The sequence below is a fragment of the Zavarzinia sp. CC-PAN008 genome, from assembly GCF_051903925.1.
Taxonomy (GTDB): domain Bacteria; phylum Pseudomonadota; class Alphaproteobacteria; order Zavarziniales; family Zavarziniaceae.
In genome coordinates this window covers 2,310,616-2,327,891 of the sequence record NZ_CP173678.1, presented here as the reverse complement: position 1 = coordinate 2,327,891, position 17,276 = coordinate 2,310,616, and the positions used below count along the sequence as shown (strand labels likewise).

Annotated in this window: 15 protein-coding genes; 4 read left to right on the top strand and 11 right to left on the bottom strand. The window is 70.3% G+C overall.

Annotation, left to right across the window (positions count from 1 at the left end):
* Positions 1-45 precede the first annotated feature (45 nt).
* The 8 genes from betA to ACI6GS_RS10870 form a co-directional block, all read right to left on the bottom strand.
* Positions 46-1,713, bottom strand: a complete 1,668-nt coding sequence (gene betA, locus ACI6GS_RS10905; protein ID WP_439817824.1) for a choline dehydrogenase — start codon at positions 1,711-1,713, stop codon at positions 46-48.
* Positions 1,714-1,886: 173 nt separating this feature from the next.
* A complete protein-coding gene (betB, locus tag ACI6GS_RS10900) occupies positions 1,887-3,386 on the bottom strand; it encodes a betaine-aldehyde dehydrogenase (RefSeq protein WP_439817823.1) in 1,500 nt (499 codons plus the stop codon).
* A 77-nt stretch (positions 3,387-3,463) separates the two neighbouring features.
* Positions 3,464-4,015, bottom strand: coding sequence for a histidine phosphatase family protein (locus tag ACI6GS_RS10895; protein WP_439817822.1), 552 nt, complete (start codon positions 4,013-4,015; stop codon positions 3,464-3,466).
* A 32-nt stretch (positions 4,016-4,047) separates the two neighbouring features.
* On the bottom strand, positions 4,048-4,353 hold the full coding sequence (locus tag ACI6GS_RS10890; RefSeq protein WP_439817821.1) for a hypothetical protein: 306 nt from the start codon (positions 4,351-4,353) through the stop codon (positions 4,048-4,050).
* Positions 4,354-4,359: 6 nt separating this feature from the next.
* Positions 4,360-5,574: an acyl-CoA dehydrogenase family protein gene (locus ACI6GS_RS10885; RefSeq protein WP_439817820.1), complete on the bottom strand. Its 1,215-nt coding sequence runs from the start codon at positions 5,572-5,574 to the stop codon at positions 4,360-4,362.
* A 115-nt stretch (positions 5,575-5,689) separates the two neighbouring features.
* Entirely contained in the window at positions 5,690-6,124 is a 435-nt protein-coding gene (locus ACI6GS_RS10880) for an Hpt domain-containing protein (RefSeq protein WP_439817819.1), read from the bottom strand.
* A 275-nt stretch (positions 6,125-6,399) separates the two neighbouring features.
* Entirely contained in the window at positions 6,400-9,351 is a 2,952-nt protein-coding gene (locus tag ACI6GS_RS10875; RefSeq protein WP_439817818.1) for a CHAT domain-containing tetratricopeptide repeat protein, read from the bottom strand.
* An 88-nt stretch (positions 9,352-9,439) separates the two neighbouring features.
* Positions 9,440-10,258, bottom strand: coding sequence for a hypothetical protein (locus tag ACI6GS_RS10870; protein WP_439817817.1), 819 nt, complete (start codon positions 10,256-10,258; stop codon positions 9,440-9,442).
* 219 nt (positions 10,259-10,477) lie between these two features.
* Here ACI6GS_RS10870 and ACI6GS_RS10865 point away from each other — a divergent pair, with 219 nt between their 5' ends.
* A complete protein-coding gene (locus ACI6GS_RS10865) occupies positions 10,478-11,689 on the top strand; it encodes a serine hydrolase domain-containing protein (RefSeq protein WP_439817816.1) in 1,212 nt (403 codons plus the stop codon).
* A complete protein-coding gene (locus ACI6GS_RS10860) occupies positions 11,686-12,327 on the top strand; it encodes a hypothetical protein (RefSeq protein WP_439817815.1) in 642 nt (213 codons plus the stop codon). The genes ACI6GS_RS10865 and ACI6GS_RS10860 overlap by 4 nt, the downstream gene beginning before the upstream one ends.
* Before the next feature lie 13 nt (positions 12,328-12,340).
* Here ACI6GS_RS10860 and ACI6GS_RS10855 read toward each other — a convergent pair whose 3' ends face one another.
* Together ACI6GS_RS10855 and ACI6GS_RS10850 are read right to left on the bottom strand one after the other, a co-directional pair.
* Positions 12,341-13,558 carry a GGDEF domain-containing protein gene (locus tag ACI6GS_RS10855; RefSeq protein ID WP_439817814.1) on the bottom strand — a complete coding sequence of 406 codons (1,218 nt, stop codon included), beginning with the start codon at positions 13,556-13,558 and terminating at the stop codon, positions 12,341-12,343.
* Positions 13,559-13,665: 107 nt separating this feature from the next.
* Positions 13,666-14,556 (bottom strand): LysR family transcriptional regulator, encoded by an 891-nt coding sequence (locus ACI6GS_RS10850; RefSeq protein ID WP_439817955.1) that lies wholly within the window; start codon positions 14,554-14,556, stop codon positions 13,666-13,668.
* A gap of 143 nt (positions 14,557-14,699) precedes the next feature.
* Here ACI6GS_RS10850 and ACI6GS_RS10845 point away from each other — a divergent pair, with 143 nt between their 5' ends.
* Both ACI6GS_RS10845 and wrbA read left to right on the top strand, forming a co-directional pair.
* Positions 14,700-15,398, top strand: coding sequence for a pirin family protein (locus ACI6GS_RS10845; RefSeq protein ID WP_439817813.1), 699 nt, complete (start codon positions 14,700-14,702; stop codon positions 15,396-15,398).
* 105 nt (positions 15,399-15,503) lie between these two features.
* On the top strand, positions 15,504-16,091 hold the full coding sequence (gene wrbA / locus ACI6GS_RS10840) for an NAD(P)H:quinone oxidoreductase (protein ID WP_439817812.1): 588 nt from the start codon (positions 15,504-15,506) through the stop codon (positions 16,089-16,091).
* 144 nt (positions 16,092-16,235) lie between these two features.
* Here wrbA and ACI6GS_RS10835 read toward each other — a convergent pair whose 3' ends face one another.
* Complete coding sequence (locus ACI6GS_RS10835) at positions 16,236-17,144, bottom strand: SDR family NAD(P)-dependent oxidoreductase (RefSeq protein ID WP_439817811.1); 909 nt, start codon at positions 17,142-17,144, stop codon at positions 16,236-16,238.
* Positions 17,145-17,276 lie beyond the last annotated feature (132 nt).

Below are 17,276 nucleotides of genomic sequence, written 5' to 3'. Positions count from 1 at the left end.
AGGCGCATGCGCGCGTCGGCCAGCGTTGCCGATTGGCCGCACCGCTCAGGCCTGGCGTTGCGTCGCGGGATCCGCAACCCAGACAGCCGCGTCGGACGGCGGCAGGGGGGTCCGGCCGCGGATCAGGTCGGCCGCCTTCTCCGCCATCATGATCACGGGTGCGTTCAGGTTGCCGGTCGTGACCTGCGGCATGATCGAGGCATCGACCACGCGCAGGCCCTCGATCCCATGGACGCGGCAGTCGCCGTCCACCACGGCGTCCGGTCCTGAGCCCATGCGGCAGGTCCCGCAGGGGTGATAGGCGCTCTCGGCCGCCTGGGCGATGAAGGCGTCCAGCTCTGCGTCGGTCTGGACCGCCGGCCCCGGCGCAATCTCGCCGCCGTTGAAGCGACGCAGCGGCGCCTGCGCAAAGATCTCGCGCGTCAGGCGGATGCTGGCCCGCATCTCGGCCCAATCGTCGGGGTGGGACATGTAATTGGGGTCGATCAGCGGATGCGCGTCCGGCGTGTCGGCGCGCAGCGTCAGCGTGCCGCGACTCGGGCTGCGCATGGGCCCGACATGGACCTGGAAGCCATGGGCCTCGATCGCGCCCTTGCCGTCATAGCGCACAGCCATGGGCAGGAAGTGATACTGGATGTCGGGCCAGGCGACGCCCGGCCGGCTGCGGATGAAGCCGCCGGATTCGAAGTGGTTGGTCGCCCCCCAACCCGTTTGCGTCGCCAGCCAGCGCGCGCCGACCCAGCCCTTGCGCCACCACTTCGTGGCCGGATAGAGCGAGACCGGCTCAAGGCATGAGGCCTGGACATAGAGCTCCAGATGGTCCTGGAGATTGCGGCCCACGCCCTTCAGGTCGTGGATCGGCGTGACGCCAGCACGCGCCAGCATGTCGGCCGGCCCGATGCCCGACAGCATCAGGAGCTGCGGCGAGTTGATCGCCCCGCCGGCCAGGATCACCTCGCGGGCGGCGTGGATCTGCTCGACGCCGCGGCCGCCGCGCACCTCGACCCCCACGGCGCGGCCGTTTTCGACCCGCACCCGGCCGGTCAGGGCACCAGTGCGCACGACCAGGTTGCGCCGCTTCATGGCCGGATGCAGGTAGGCACGCGCCGCGCTCCAGCGCCGCCCCCTGTGGATCGTCATGTCCATGCGGCCGAAGCCCTCCTGGGCCTCGCCGTTCATGTCGGCCGTGCGGTGATAGCCGGCGGCGACACCAGCCTCGACAAAGGCCTGGTAAAGCGGGCTCCAGCCGCGGCCACCCTGGACGTGCAGCGGTCCGTCGCTGCCGCGATACGCGTCCCCGCCCCGGTCATAGGTTTCCGCCTTGCGGAAATAGGGCAGGCATTCGGCATAGCGCCAGTGCCGCAGGGCCGGGTCCTGGGCCCAGTTGTCGAAGTCCAGGGCATTGCCGCGGACATAGACCATGCCGTTGATCGAGGACGAGCCGCCCAGAACCCGGCCGCGCGGCCAGTGCATGCGCCGGCCGCCCAGGTTCGGCTGCGGCTCGGTGTGGTAGTCCCAGTTGTAGCGCGTGCCGTTCATCGGATAGGCCAGTGCCGCCGGCATGTGGATGCGCCAGTCCCACCAATGGTCCCTGCCGCCCGCCTCCAGCACCGCCACGCGCACGGTCGGATCCTCCGACAGGCGCGCCGCCAGCACGCAGCCGGCCGACCCGGCCCCGACGATCACATAGTCGAAGCTGTTCCGCTCAGCCATGTGCGTGTCCCCTTCCGGAGACAGCCGACAAAGCCCCTTCCCCCCTTGCGGGGGAAGGTTGGGATGGGGGGGCCTCTACGCGCGCACCAGCATCGAAAGCCGAGGCCCTGGCGGAAACGCCCCCCCACCCTGCCCTCCCCCGCGAGGGGGGAGGGTTGCTCAGCGGCGCGGCCTCAATCATTGCCCGGGACCGGGTAGGGGTTGGCGACGTCGCCCAGTTCGACATAGACGCTCTTGAGCTGGGAATAATGGGCGATGGCGGCGTGGCCGTTCTCGCGCCCCAGGCCGGACTGCTTGACGCCGCCGAACGGCATTTCGACCGGCGTCACGTTATAGGTGTTGAGCCAGACCATCCCCGCCTCCAGCTCCGCCGCCAGACGGTGGCCGCGCTGCAGGTCGCGCGTGAAGACGCCGGCCGACAGGCCGAATTCCGTGCCGTTGGCACGGCTCAGCACCTCGCGCTCGCTGGTGAAGGACAGGACCGACATCACCGGGCCGAAGATCTCCTCCCGCACGATGCGCATGTCGTCGGTGCAGTGGTCGAACACCGCGGGAGCCACGAACCAGCCGGGCAGGTCCGGCGCCCGCGCGCCGCCCACCGCGAGACGGGCGCCCTGGCGCTCTCCCTCCGCCACGAAGTCGAGCACCCGCTCCATGTGGCCTTGCGAGATCAGGGCACCCACATGGGTCGCGGGGTCCAGCGGATCGCCGACCTTAAGCAGCTTGACCCGCGCCACCAGGGCCTCCACGAAGCGGTCGCGCAAGCCTTCCTCGACGAAGACGCGGGTGCCGTTCGAGCAGACTTCCCCTTGCGTGTAGAAGTTGGCGAGCATCGCGGCGGTGACGGCATTGTCCAGGTCGGCATCGGCAAAGACGATCAGCGGCGACTTGCCGCCCAGTTCCATCGTCACGTGCTTCAGGGTCGCCGCCGCCTCGCGCATCACCGTGCGGCCGGTGCCGACCTCCCCCGTCAGGGAGACCTTGGCGACGCCCGGGTGGCGGACCAGGGCCTGGCCCGTGCGGTGATCGCCCTGGACTACGTTGAACACGCCGGGTGGCAGCCCCGCCTCGGTCAGGGCATCGGCCAAGCAGAGGGCGGTGACGGGGGTCAGTTCCGACGGCTTGAATACCATCGTGTTGCCGCAGGCCAGGGCCGGAGCCGCCTTCCAACAGGCGATCTGGATCGGGTAGTTCCAGGCGCCGATGCCGACGCAGACGCCCAGCGCTTCCCGCCGCGTGTAGACGAAGGACTGGCCCAGGTCGATGTGTTCGCCCGTCAGACCGGCGGCAATGGAGCCGAAGTACTCCAGCGCATCGGCACCCGAGAGGACGTCGACGGCAATCGCCTCGCTGATCGGCTTGCCGGTATCCAGGACTTCAAGGCGGGCGATCTCGGCATTGCGTGCGCGCAGGATGTCCGCGGCGCGGCGCAGGATGCGCCCCCGCTCCATGCCGCTGCGCCTGCGCCAGTCGCCCAGGGCCGCCTGCGCCGCTGCGACGGCATGGGACACGTCGCCGGCATCCGCCATGTGCACGCGGCACAGCAGGGCCGCCGTGGCCGGGTTGAGGTTGTCGAACAGCACGCCGGAGCGGGCGGCCACGCGGACGCCGCCAATATGCAGTTCCTGGTCCGGCAGCCCCAGGCCGCCCGGTCCGCCCGACGAATCGCCCATCCCGCCGCCCCCGCATCGCTGACCGCCTGGGCCATTGTGCTGGATCCGGGGCGCCGGCGCACGGGGCTTGCGGCGCCTCAGCGGATGACGGTCACCGCCTCCGCCCCACGCTCGACCAAATGCAGGCGACCGTCCGCCACTTCGAACACCGTGCGCGAGCAATAGTCGGGCGCGAACAGGGCGATGCGATCCTCGCCCAGGGCCAGGCCCACGGCGGCGTTGATCGCCACATAATGGCTGAACACCACCGTCGGCCCCGGCAGGTCCAGCAGCGCCTGGCCCACGGCATTGCGCCAGGCCAGGACGTCGGCTCCGCCGGCGCTCCAGGTGCCGGCCATCAGGTCGCGCAGCCAGGCGCCGCGCTCGGACAGGCTGGTGACCGGCGATGGGATCTCGGACACGCGCGGCTCGATCCGGCCACCTTGGCCCAGTTGCCGCTCGAACGGGGCCGCGGTTTCCTGGGCGCGACGCATCGGACTCTTGACGATGTCGACCGGCCCCAGGGTGCCCAGCACGGCGGCAACCGCCTCGGCCTGCTCCACGCCCAGCGGGTCCAGGCCGGGATCCAGGTCGGTATCCCAGGAGGCCGCCGCCTTGCCATGGCGGACCAGTACGATTCGATGACCCATTTCGTGTTTCCTCAAGGTTGGCCGGCAACGCCTCAGGGCAGTGGCTCAGCCCCCAGGGCGCGCTTCAGGTCGCCCCAGGAATTGGCGTCCAGCACGGCGATGATGCCGACGAAGGCGCCCTCGCGGCGCGCCGCCTCGCGGTCGACGCGCATCTGGTCCAGCATGAACATGGCGCATTCCCGGCGGCCCTGCCCTTCGGCATGGGGCCAGTCGCGGCCTCCGGGCATGACGCTCACGCGCCCGTCGGCGCCCACCACCATGGTCTCATAGCGCCACACCGCCTTGCCGCCGGCATTGGCGCTCAGCGGCGGCGAATAGTAGACGACGGGCGCCGCCAAGGCCGGTCAGAGCCCCAGGACGAGCTTCGCCATGATGTTGCGCTGGATCTCGTTCGAGCCGGCATAGATCGACGTCTTGCGCCCGTTGAAATAGCTGGGCGCCGTGACGTTGGCGTAGTCGGGCCCGATCGGCGTCAGGTTCGACCCCTTGCCATGGGCCGGCACGTTGAACGGCACGGCATAGGCGCCGATGGCCTCCAGCGCCAGTTCCTGCACCTGCTGCTGCAACTCGGTCCCGCGCGTCTTCAGGATGGAGGACGTCGCCCCCATGTTCTGCCCGGCCGTCAGCGTGCCGATGATGCGCAGCTCGGTGAACTCCAGCGCCGTGATCGCCACTTCCGTCTCGGCGATGCGGGCCTGGAAGCCGGGATCGTCGGCCAGGCGGCCGGCGCCGTCTCCCTCCGCCTCCGCGATGCGGCGCACCCGCGCCAGCGCCTTCCTCAGGCCGCCGGAATAGGGATTGCCGCGCTCGAACTCAAGCAGGTACTTGGCATAGGTCCAGCCCTTGCCCTCCTCGCCGATCAGGTTCCCCTTGGGCACCTTCACATCGTCGAACAGGACCTGGTTCACCTCCTGGCTGCCCTCGGGCGCATTGTCGAGGGTGACCAGCGGCCGGATCGTGATGCCGGGCGACTTCATGTCGATCAGCAGGAAGCTGATGCCCTCCTGCGGCTTGCCCGGCGCCGACTTGGTCCGCACCAGGCAGAAGATCATGTCGGCATACTGTGCCAGCGTGGTCCAGATCTTGGACCCGTTGCACAGGTAATGGTCGCCCTTGTCCTCCGCCTTCATCTGGAGGGACGCAAGGTCGGAGCCGGAGCCAGGCTCGGAATAGCCCTGGCACCACCAGACATTGCTCGCCAGGATGTCGGGCAGATACTTCGCCTTCTGCTCCGGGCTGCCGAACTTCATGATGACGGGTGCCACCATGGTCAGGCCGAACGGCATGATCTGCGGCGTGTTGGCGGCCGCCAGTTCGGCCTGGAAGATGTACTTCTGGCTGGGGGTGAAGCCGGCGCCGCCATATTCCTTGGGCCAGTTGGGGGCGATCCAACCACGCTCGTGCAGCTTCTTCTGCCACCAGACGTGATCCTCGCGCGCGATGTGGCCGTTGGGGCTGCGCTCGACGCGGGCGCGCATCTCGTCCGGGTAGGTTGCCTTGATCCAGGCGCGCACTTCGTCGCGAAAGGCAATGTCTTCGGCGGAAAAGGCGAGATCCATCGCGGCGGTCCTGTCGTTGAGGCGGATGCCGGCCCCGGGGGCCGATTTGGCGGCACTCTAGACCAGGACGCGGCGCGGGCCCTCGAAAATCGCAGGCCCCAGGTCGACGGCGCGGTCAGGCGCCGACGGGCGTCGCCTCTTCCGCCAGCGCGGCCAGGCGCAGGCGCCCCGCCAGCGCGGTGCGGTCATAGACGCGTGCCACCAGGTCGACCAGATAGGGGCGGCGCAGCCGGTCGAAGGCATCCCGCTCCAGCACCCGGGCGGCCGCCATCAGCGCCCGCGCACCCATGTTGCCGGCCGCACCCTTCAGGCCATGGGCCAGGGCCTTGATGTCCACGGGATCGTCGATGTCGTGCAGGCGCCGGCAGCAGGACGCGCCCTCGTCCAGCAGAAGCTGCAGCAGCTCGGACACTTTCGGGGCGCCGATCATCAGGACCAGGGCGACGATCGTGCCTTCATCCAGGAGCGGCAGCCCCAGAAGCGGATCCTCAAGATCGATCAGCGCCAGCTGAGCCTCGTCGATCTGAATGGCGTCGAGCCGGTCCCCCATCGCCCATCCCGAACCGAAGCGGGGCAAGCCCGCAGCGGCGCCATGCCGAGGCTCCCAGTCGAACCCTGGGACACTGTGAAGCCGAACTTCTGTCTTGAAAAGGCCAAGATCATGCGTTCGCCAGGGCAATAGCGCAGATTCTTGTGACAAAACGGCAACCAGCGACCGCGCCTTTATCCTGCCGCAATGAAAGGTCGTGTCATCTTGCGCGATCCGCAGCCAATGGGCGTTGCGCCCGGCCGAAGGCCCTGGGGACGTGCCGCTGACGCAAGTCGTCAGCGTGCCCCCTCGCCTACCACGACGAAGGGCGCCCAGAACAGCGGGTGCGACGTCGCCGGATTGTCCGCGACCGCCAGGATCGACTGCCGCAGGGCTTCGGCGCGGGACAGCCGCGGATCGGCCTGCAGCCGCTGGAACAGGCCAGTCGTGATCAGCACGGTGGTGTCGGATGCGACCGCCCAGTGCGAGACCAGCAGGCTGCGGGCACCTGCATAGGCAAAGGCCCGCGCCAGGCCGGACAGGCCCTCCGCCCCCGGCGTGCCGTCCGGTGCCGCGGTGTTGCAGGCCGACAGCACGACCCAGTCGGCATCCAGGCTGAGGCGGGCCAGTTCGCTGGCGGCCAGCAGGCCGTTGTCGCCCTGGGGTGTCGTCACCAGCGACGGCTCCGGCACGCCCGGGATCTCGTCCGCCATGGCACCATGGGTGGCGAAGGCGATCACGCGATAGCCCTTGAGCGGGGTGCTGAGCACCGCCCGACGGGAAAAGGCCTGGCCCAGGTCGACTTTCGTCGTGCCACCCACGACGCCCGCAATGGCGCGCAACTCGTCCGCCGTCTCCGGCAGTTCGGGCAGGGTCTTCAGGATGGCGCCGATTGGTCCCGTGGCATTGGCCCTGGTCAGGACCGGATCGCCAAAGCCGATGAAGCCGGCTGTCGCCGCCGATCGCCCGGCCAGGCTGCGCAGGACCACCAGGCTGGACACCGAGGGCAGCGTGGTGAAGGCATAGTCCCGGGCCAGGAACGGGATCCTGGAATAGTCGCTGCCCCGCGCCACCGACGGCTTCGTCACCAGCAAGGCCAAGGGAAGGCTGCCCAGTGCCCCGTCGGGGACGACCATGATGTGCCGGGCCCCGGCCAGCAGCGGCAAGGCGGGGGCGAATGCCGCATTGAACAGCTGATGCGCGGCATGGGTGTCAAAGGCCCCGATGCCGCCCGTGACATCGTTCATCGGCCGCCGCACCGCGATCGCCAGACGGTCGATCTCCAGCGCACCGGCGGGCAGGCGCACCATCTGCGAGCGGTCGCGGCGCAGCACCCACAGCCAGGCGTCATTGCCATTCAGCAGCCAGGACAGCACCGCCTCGTCCGCAGCCAGGACGCGCTGGACATTGGGCACCGGGGTCGCCGTCGCCTTGGCCAGTTCGGCAAAGGCGGGGAAGCTGCGCGCCAGTTCGCCGTCCAGGACGCGCACCGCGTCGCTGGCCTCCGACAACTGGGCGCGCAGGCCGCCCAGGCCCGACCCGCCCAGCGGCTGGCGCGCCGCATCGTCGATCGCCTTGTCCAGCACGCGCAGGCGTTCGATCGCCTGCTGACGCCGGCTGATCAGGCTGCCCAGGGTGGAGCGGTCGGCGGCGAAGCGCAGCGCCATCTGTTCCACGGCCGAGGCGGTGCGGCTGGCCTGGGCGCGCTGCAGCGCCTCGAAGGTCGGCGGCGGTCCGCCGCTCTCGGCCAGGCGGACGGCCAGGTTCTCGAACACCTCGCGATCGGCGATGCCGCGCTCGGCGGGGCCCACGCCCGCTTCGGCCAGGCGCGGCACGCCGTCCAGCGCCAGCGATGCCGCGCGGCTGGCCAGCTGCACCGCCTCCTGGCTGCGGCCCTGCCACGCCTTCAGGCGGGACAACGGCACCAGGACCTGGATCAGGTCGGGGTGCTTGGGGCCCAGCAGCGCCTCACGCCGGCGCAGCGCCTCGCCAAACAGGTCGATCAGGGCGGCGACATCGGGATCGCTGGCGGCGTTCTGCAACTGCCCCGCGGCGCGGCGCGCCTCGACATCGATCATCAGGGCGGCGCCCAGGTTGATCAGGCTGCTGGGGATGCTGGGATGGTCGGCGCCCAGGTGCTCCAGGCGCACCTTCAGCGCCTCCTGGAAGAAGGCCACGGCGCCCGCCGCGGTGCCGGAGGTGAAGGCCACCTGGCCGATGCCGTCCAGGGCAACGGCCAGCGTCGCCTCGTTGCCCGGCACGCGCTTCAGGCTGACCATCGCCTGGCGGTAGGTCGCTTCGGCCGTATTGAGGTCGCCCGCCAGCAGGGCACTGGTGGCGACAGCGATCTTGGCCTCCGCCACGGCCGGGTGGTCGGCGCCGAGCTTGGCTTGGCGGATCCGCAGCACGCGGTCGGACAATTGCGCAGCGGCGTCGAACCGGCCCAGGCGGCGGTCCAGCACGGCCAGGTTGCCCAGCAGCGCCGCAGCGTCCGGATGGTCCAGGCCGACCGTCGTCTCGTAAATGTTAAGGGCTGCGCGATAATTGCGGTCCGCACTGCCGAAATCCGACTGGCGCAACGCCAGCGTGCCCAGAACGTTGAGCGCCGCGGCCACGTCCAGGCCCTTGGCCCCGCTCAGGCGCTCGGCCAGGGCGCGGGATTCCTCAGCCCGCCGGGCGCCGTCGGCGAAGCGGCCCTCGCCCTCGTCCACGGTTGCCAGGGTCAGCAGGCCCAGGGCGCGCAGCGCCTGGGAATCGGCGTTGTCCTCGGCCCGCGCCTGGCGGGCCAGGGCCTGGTCCAGCAGCGTCCTGGCCCGATCGAACTCGCCCTGCCGCGCCAGGACGGCGCCGCGGGTCATCGCGATCTGCAGCCGCGCGGGATCGTCATCCTCCAGGCCCGACAGGGCCTGGTCGGCGGCGGCCAGCGCCTGGTCGGCACCCGCCAGGTCGCCAAGCCGGGCATCGACCACGCCGTCCTGGGTCAGGTAGCAGCCCTGGCTGCGCTCCCCCAGGCGCCCGAAGCCGGGATCGGCGATGACCTGCCCCAGGGCCGTTCGCGCGTCGAGGAAATTGCCGCGGGCCAGGTGGTCGGCCGCCTGGACGCCCAGCGCCTGGATAGCGGGAGGCGGTGGCTCATCGGCGCGCGCGCAGAGGTCGGCGGCGCGAACCGCCGAAGCGCCGCCCGCCACCAGGCCAAGGACAAGGGCCAGGACCACGGCGGGGGACGCCCCGACCAGACGCCGCACCATGTCTGCCACTCCTCAATCGGCGCACCCATGACGGGGGTGCGCCCGAACCTGCGGGCGCATCAGGCGCCCCTGGATGGGTCGCCTGCGCCTATTGCGACGGGCCGGCGGTCGTCGTGGTCGGCGGGCTGGCGGGCGGCTGCTCGTCGTCGCTGCCGCCGCTGGCCCCGATGCCCACGCCGACGCCGACCGCCGCCGCCACGCCCAAGGCGATGAACGGCACGTTGCCGCCGACGGCACCAGCCCCGCCGGCGGCCGCGGCACCGCCCGCGGCCCCCGTACCGACTGCGCCGCTCAGCGCCGAATCAAGGGCCGCGAACTCGGCCGCGATGGAGGCCGGCACCGGACCGATGCCGCCCGCGGCGGGACCGCCCAGGCACACGCTCTGGCCCGGTGGGACGACGAACTCGCGCCCGTCCTCGGTCTTGATCGTCAACTCGGAATCACCCGCGGCAAAAGTCACGCAGCCCGGCAGCACGGTGGCGTAGACCGGCTCGTCCTCGTTCCCGCCGGAGCGGGCCAGGGTATAGGTCCGGCCATTGGCCAGGCACGTCACCGGGGTCGCGCCGATCACCAGCTTGAACGTCCCCTCGGACAGGGAGAACGTCTCCAGGCTGTCGAGCGGGGTCGAGGCACCACCACCCTGGGCGGAGGCGAGCGTGACCGCGGCACCGCGCGCCGTCGCGAACTGCGACCCGTCGGCAAAGGCGATGCTGATCGCCCCGTCTGGCGCGCTGACCACGGAATCGCCCCCGAAGATCGGATCGCCCTGGGCCAGCATGCGCGTCTCGCCGCCGTTCACGGCCGTGATCACGTTCCGCACGAGCGAGGCGACGGTTCCCGACTGCGCCATCAGGGGCGTTGCGACCAGGATGCCCAGAAGCCCCCAGCGAACCCGATTCCAAGCCATGCCGTTCCCCCCAACCGCCACACAGTCTTCGTGCGAAACGCTAGCAGAGTCATCGCCCGACGGGCGAGTGACGAACACCGCAATTCGTACAACGTTCAATCGATCCCGCCCACCTCCGCGTTGGCGCCATCGCGCTTGAGGCTTGATTGGGCGCCGCCTGTGCCCGAAACATGGCCGGCGAACGAAGGTGAGGATGCGATGGGCCAGGGGTCATCAGCGGTGTCGGTCAAGCTGGAGAAGGGCGTGGTCGAGGGTCAGTGCGACAGCCGCTTCGAACGCGTGCTGGATGCCTTCGTCGCCAACTTCCAGGCGCACGGCGAGGTCGGCGCCAACGTCACGATCGTGCACGAGGGCCGGACGGTGGTCGACCTGTGGGGCGGCATCGCCCGGCGGGACGAGCCCTGGACCCGCGACACCATCTGCATCGTGCATTCCTGTACCAAGGGGGCGACGGCGCTGTGCGCCCACCTGCTGGCGGCGCAGGGTCGCCTGGACCTGGACGCGCCGGTGGCCGAGATCTGGCCCGAATTCGCCGTAGCGGGGAAGGAGGCGACGACTGTCCGCATGATGCTGGACCACAGTTCGCCGGTCCCCGTCCTGCGCACGAAGATCCCGGATGGCGGCTATGCCGACTGGAACCTGATGTGCGACCTGCTGGCGGCGGAGGAGGCATTCTGGCACCCCGGCTCCAGCCAGGGCTATCACGGCTTCGTCTTCGGCTGGACCGTGGGCGAGCTGGTGCGCCGGGTGGACGGGCGCGGCCTGGGCCAGTTCTTCCGCGAGGAATTCGCCGACCCGCTGGGCATCGACTTCTTCATCGGCCTGCCTGAATCGGAGGAGCCGCGCGTCGCCTCCATCATCGGCTTCCGCCCGCCCAAGGACCGGCCGCTGAGCCCGTTCCTGCATTCCGTGCTGCGGGAAAAGGGCTCGGTGCCCAACCTGTTCATGAACAATTCGGGTGGCTTCATGGCCGGCGGCGCCAACAGCCGCGAAGGCCACGCAGCCGAGATCGGGGCCGCCAACGGCATGACCAACGGCCGCGGCCTGGCCGGCCTCTACGCTCCCCTGGCGGCGGGCGGCGGCGGGCGCTTCCGTGCCGCCGACATCGACCGCATGCGCGCCGCCTCGGCCTGCACCCACCTGGACGAGACCTTGAAGATGCCGACGCGCTTTGGCCTGGGCTTCATGCTGTCGATGGACAACCGACGCCGCAACGGGTCGAGCGCCATCATCGGGCGCAACGCCTTTGGCCATGTCGGGGCGGGCGGCTCGATCGGCTTTGCCGATGTCGAGGCGGGGATGAGCTTTGGCTACGCCATGAACCAGATGGGCGACGGCATCCTGATGAACGAGCGGGGCCAGGCACTGATCGATGCGGCCTATGCCTGCCTGGGCTGGCAGGGCTGCGACGCCGGGGCGTGGCAGCCATGATGCGACGCGCGATCCTGGCGCTGGGCCTGGTCGCCGGGCTGGCCGGGCCCGCCGCTGCCGCCGACCTGGCGCTGCAGGGCCTGCGCCTGGGCATGGGCGAGCAGACGGGCGAGATCGACGCGCTGTACGAGGGCGTCTACCGCCAGGCCCTGCGCGACAGCGTGGGCCTGGCGGCGCCGTATCACCGCATCCAGTCGAACTTCCGCGACGGCCGGCACCTGGTCCTGCACTTCTCCAGCGCGGCGACCGGGCACAAGCTGTTCTGGGTCGAACTGGTCCGCGCCTGGCCCGAGGGGCAGGAGAAGGACACGGCCGACAACCTGGTGCGCCAGTTGGAGGGGCAGTTCGGCCCCGCCGCGCAGAAGGTCGACGACCGTCAGGAAGGCCGCGCCTTCGGCAGCCTGGCCCTGGTGTGGACGGCGGAGGATTCGGCCCCCCTGCCCGACGGCTTCGCGCTGACGACGGACGACCTGAACAAGCTGTTCGACCAGAGCTTCCAGGAGCGCGTGGCCATGTTCGGGCCCGGCTTCAAGGGCCTGATCGTCCAGGTCGGCATTGCCGACGGCAAGGTGCGGGCGCTGCGCCAGGAACTGGTCGACCTGAAGCTGGGTGCCTCGGTCCTGGTGCCCGGCCCCTGAGTACGTCGTACCGTCAGCCGGCGCCCAGGACCAGCGGCGGGGACGCGGCAGCCCGCACCCGCCCGGGCCCCGCCAGGACGACGCGATTGCGCCCCGCCGCCTTGGCCGCGTAGAGCGCAGCGTCGGCGCGGGCCACCAGGTGCTCGGCCGCGGCATCGTCTTCGCCGCGCGCCGCAATGCCGGCGCTGATCGTCACCCGCTCGGCCGGAGCCGGGCGCAATACCATGTCCTGGGCCACCGCCTGGCGCAGGCGTTCTGCGATCTGCTGGGCCCCGGCCGCGTCCGTGTCGAGCAGCAGGGCGATGAACTCCTCGCCGCCCGTCCGACCGACGATGTCGCTGCCGCGCAGCGTTTCGACCAGCACGCGACCCAGGCGCGCCAGCACCGCGTCCCCCATGGGATGGCCATGGGCGTCGTTGATCGCCTTGAAATGGTCGATGTCCAGGCACACCACGCACAAGGGGGCCGCCGTCCGCGTGCTGCGCGCCCATTCCCGCTCCAGCGCCTCGAACAGGGCGCGGCGGTTCAGCAGCCCGGTCAGCGTGTCGCGCCGCGACAGCCGGTGCAGCCGGCGCACGATGCGGGCCATGAAGAAATAGACGAACACCACGTTGACCAGGACGATGGCCAGCAGCACCACATGCGCCAGCAGGTGGTTGAACAGGGTGTCGACCTCGACCTGGGCCGGCTGCCAGTCGTGCAGACCGGTGACCCCGCGCCAGAGCAGGCCGGTGCTGATCAGCATGGCGGTGAAGGCGATGGCGAACGACACGCGGCGGTCGCCCTTGGCCCACAGGATGCGGCAGCCCCGCCAGGCGTTCCAGGCGCAGACGCCCACGATCATCAGGTACAGCGCCATGACGCGATAGCGCGCGTCCTCCGGCGCCTGCCCGAACCACAGGATGGCGAGCGACACGACAGCCAGGGCCACGCCCTGGGCCGGGCCATTGACGACGTGGCCGCGGGTGAAGTGCGCCTCCCCCGCCCGCCACAGCAGGATGAACGCAACCGCCACGCACAGGTCGCTGCCGATCGTGGTCAGGCCATGGTCCAGGGTGCCGCGCTGGCTGATCAGGGCCATGCCGACGCCACACAGCGCGTTGAAGCCGGCCAGACTGCGCAATGCCAGGCGCGATTCCGCGGTCGACCAGCGCAGCGCGCCGGCCCAGCCGCAGGCAAGCAGCAGCTGGAATTGGCCGACCATCAGCCAAAGGGCCTGACTCGTGCTCATCGGTTTCGCGGCGGGACCTTGAAATGGCCGGGCGGCATTGCCGCCCCGGCCAGCGGACGGGGCGGGATATTGGGCCACGCCCTTGAAGAAATCGTTAGGACTTGATCTCAGCCTGCGTCCGCCCCGCCGCGCCGCACCAGCCGGCGGGCCAGGAAGGTGCTCAAGACCTCGATCCGTGCCGGGCGCGGGCCGCCGGGCGGCATGACCAGGTGCAGCGCGATGGGCGGTGGCGACCAGTCCGTCAGCACGGCCTCCAGCCGCCCTTCGGCCAGCGCCTGGCGCACGATGAAGTCGGGCTGCACGGCAACACCCAGGCCGGCCAGCAGTGCCGGCATCAGGGCATCCGCGTTGTTGGCGCGCAAGGGTCCCGCCGGCCGGATCGAGGCGGCCTCGCCCCCGCGATGGGAGAACGTCCAGGCCTGAGGCGTCGCCAGGTAGGCATAGCCCAGGCAGACATGCTCCCCCAGTTCATGCGGATGGCGCGGCCGCCCAGCCCGGTCGAAATAGGCGGGTGCCCCCACCACCAGGCGGTCCACCGGGCACAGGCGCCGCGCCAGCAGCGAGGAATCGGGCAGGGCGGCAATCCGCAGCGCCATGTCGAAACCCTCCCCGATCAGGTCGACCGCCGCGTCGCTCAGGTGCAGGTCGATCGACACTTCAGGATACTGGCGCAGGAAGTCGGGCAGGATCGGCGCCACCTCCCCCAGGCCGAAGGACATGGGCGCCGCCAGGCGGACCAGGCCGCGCGGGCTGCCCGACTGGGCCTGCACCTCCGCCTCCGCCGCCTCCCCCTCGGCCAGGACCCGCTGCGCCCGCTCGGCCAGGGCGCGCCCGGCGTCGGTCAGTGCCAGCCGACGCGACGTCCGGTTGAACAGCCGCGCCCCAAGCCGGGCCTCCAGCCGCGTCACCGCCTTGGACACCGTGGCCTTCGACACGGCCAGCTCGTCCGCCGCGCGAGCGAAGGAGCGCTGCTCCACCACTTTGGCGAAAATGGCCAGGGCTTCCAGGTCGGGCAGGTTAATAGTGCATTCCTGGAAACAATAAGTTTCCGATGTTTCTATTTATGAGCTCATGATGCCGCCTATCTTTGACCCATGACAAGGGCCCACAAGCGGGCCCCCATTGGTCAAGGAGAGGTTCGATGATCGAGCGTCGCGCATTCGAGGGCCTGGGCAATGCCCATCATGGCTGGCTGAAGGCCCGCCATCATTTCTCGTTCGCGAGCTACTACGACCCGGCGCGCGAGCGCTGGGGTGCCCTGCGGGTGTGGAACGACGACGAGATCGCGCCCCGCACCGGCTTCGACCCGCACCCCCACGCCAACATGGAGATCATCACCTATGTTCGCGAAGGCGCGATCACGCACGAGGACAGCCTGGGCAACCGCGGCCGGACGGAGGCGGGCGACGTCCAGGTGATGAGTGCCGGCACCGGCATCCGTCATGCCGAGTACAACCTGGAGGACGAGACCACGCGCATCTTCCAGATCTGGATCGAGCCGACCCGCCGTGGCGGGCAGCCCGCCTGGGGCGCCAAGCCGTTCCCCAAGGGTGACCGCTCGGGTCGCTTCGTCACCCTGGCCAGTGGCTTCGCGGGCGACGACGAGGCCCTGCCGATCCGGGCCGAGGCGCGCGTCCTTGGCGCCAGCCTGAAGGCGGGCGAGACGGTGGAATACGCGCTCGGAGACGGTCGCCACGCCTACCTGGTCGCCGCCAAGGGCAGCGTGGAGGTCAACGGCGTCACGCTCGACACGCGCGACGGCGCCGCGATCAAGGCCGAGCCCGTGCTCACGGTCACGGCGACGCAGGACGCGGAACTGGTCCTGGTCGACGCGGCCTGATCCCTTCGGGCACCCTGTCCGGCATCTCCGGATGGCGGACAGGGTGCCCGTCCCTTTCCCTTCATCCGCACACCGGCGACGCCGGGCAGCACATGGAGCATCGCAATGGCAAAGGTCCTGGTCCTCTACTATTCCGCCTTCGGTCATATCGAGACGCTGGCCAATGCCGTGGCCGAAGGCGCCCGCGGCGCGGGGGCGGAGGTGGACGTGAAGCGCGTGCCCGAACCACCCCGCCCGGCCCACCACGCCCAGGCCGGCCAGTCGGCCCCGGTGGCCGAGATCGGCGATCTGGCCAGTTACGATGCGATCATCGTCGGGACCGGGACCCGCTTCGGCCGCATGTCGGGGCCCATGGCCAGCTTCCTGGACCAGGGCGGCGGCCTGTGGGCCAAGGGCGCGCTGAACGGCAAGGTGGGTGCGGCCTTCACCTCCACCGGCACGCAGCATGGCGGGCAGGAGACGACCCTGTTCTCCATCATCACCAACCTTCTGCACTTCGGCATGGTGATCGTGGGCCTGGACTACGGCTTCCAGGGCCAGATGACGACCTCGGAGATTGTCGGCGGCGCGCCCTATGGCGCCACGACCATCGCCGGCGGCGACGGCTCGCGCCAGCCCAGCGCCATCGAACTCGACGGCGCCCGCTACCAAGGCCGCCGCGTCGCCGAGGTGGCACAGAAGCTCCACGGCTGACGTCGCGCCAGCATCCTTCGAGACGCCGCCTTTCGGCGGCTCCTCAGCATGACGCCTGTTGGGAATGCTCAACAAAACCCAAGGCGTCATGCTGAGGAGGCCGAAGGCCGTCTCGAAGCATCATGCGCGGATGGTGACGCCCCCTCAGATCACCTCGCCGGCAAAGACCTCGTTGGTCGTTTCCAGCGAATAGAGCGTGCTCTTCACATTGGGCAGGAAGCGGTTGGCCAGCGTCTCCTGCGTCCAGCCGCGGGCGTCGTGCACGGTCTTGAGGGGCCGGGACTGGCTCATCACCGAAATCTCGTTGCCGCGCACGGCAAAGACCTGGCCCGAAACCTCGCGCGCGTCGTCGCCCAGCAGGAAGGCCGCCAGCGGCGCGATCTTGGCCGGCGCCATCTCCTTGTTCTTCTCGCGGAATTCCGGCGTGTCCAGGCCGGGAATCGACAGCACCATGCGCGTCATGGCAAAGGGCGCGATGGCGTTGGAGCGGATGCCGGCGCGCGCCATGTCGGTCGCAATCGAGCGCGACAGGCCGACCAGCCCCAGCTTCGCCGCCGCATAGTTCGCCTGGCCCACATTGCCGACGAGCCCGGAGGTCGAGGTGATGTGGACGAAGGCGCCCGACTGCTGTTCCCGGAAATGCTGGGCCGCGGCGCGGCTGACGTTGAAGGCGCCATAGAGGTGCACCTTCATCACCGCGTCGAAGTCGTTGAAGCTCATCTTCCAGAACATGCGGTCGCGCAGGATGCCCGCATTGTTGACGACCCCGTCGACCCGGCCAAAGGCCTGCACCGCGCCGGCGATGATCGCCTCCGCCTCGCCCGGTTCGGCGACGGAGTGGGTGTCGGCAATGGCGTGGCCTCCCGCGGCCTTGATCTCGTCGACCACGGATTGCGCGCAGGCCGCATCGCCCGGCGCCCCGTCCAGGCCGGCACCGGTGTCGTTCACAACGACGCGCGCGCCCTCTGCCGCGGCGGTCAGGGCGATGTCGCGCCCGATGCCACGTCCGCCGCCCGTCACCACGATCACCTTGTCCCGCAAGCCTTCCGACATGTCGTGCCCTCCCGTTCGCCGGCCCGCTTCCCCGCGGGTCCGATTTCGTGACGGCGGAAGTCTATTCCAGATTTGCGTCGCGATCCCATGCGCGGCATGAAGCGGGCACGGATGCGAAGGGACAGGTGGCGA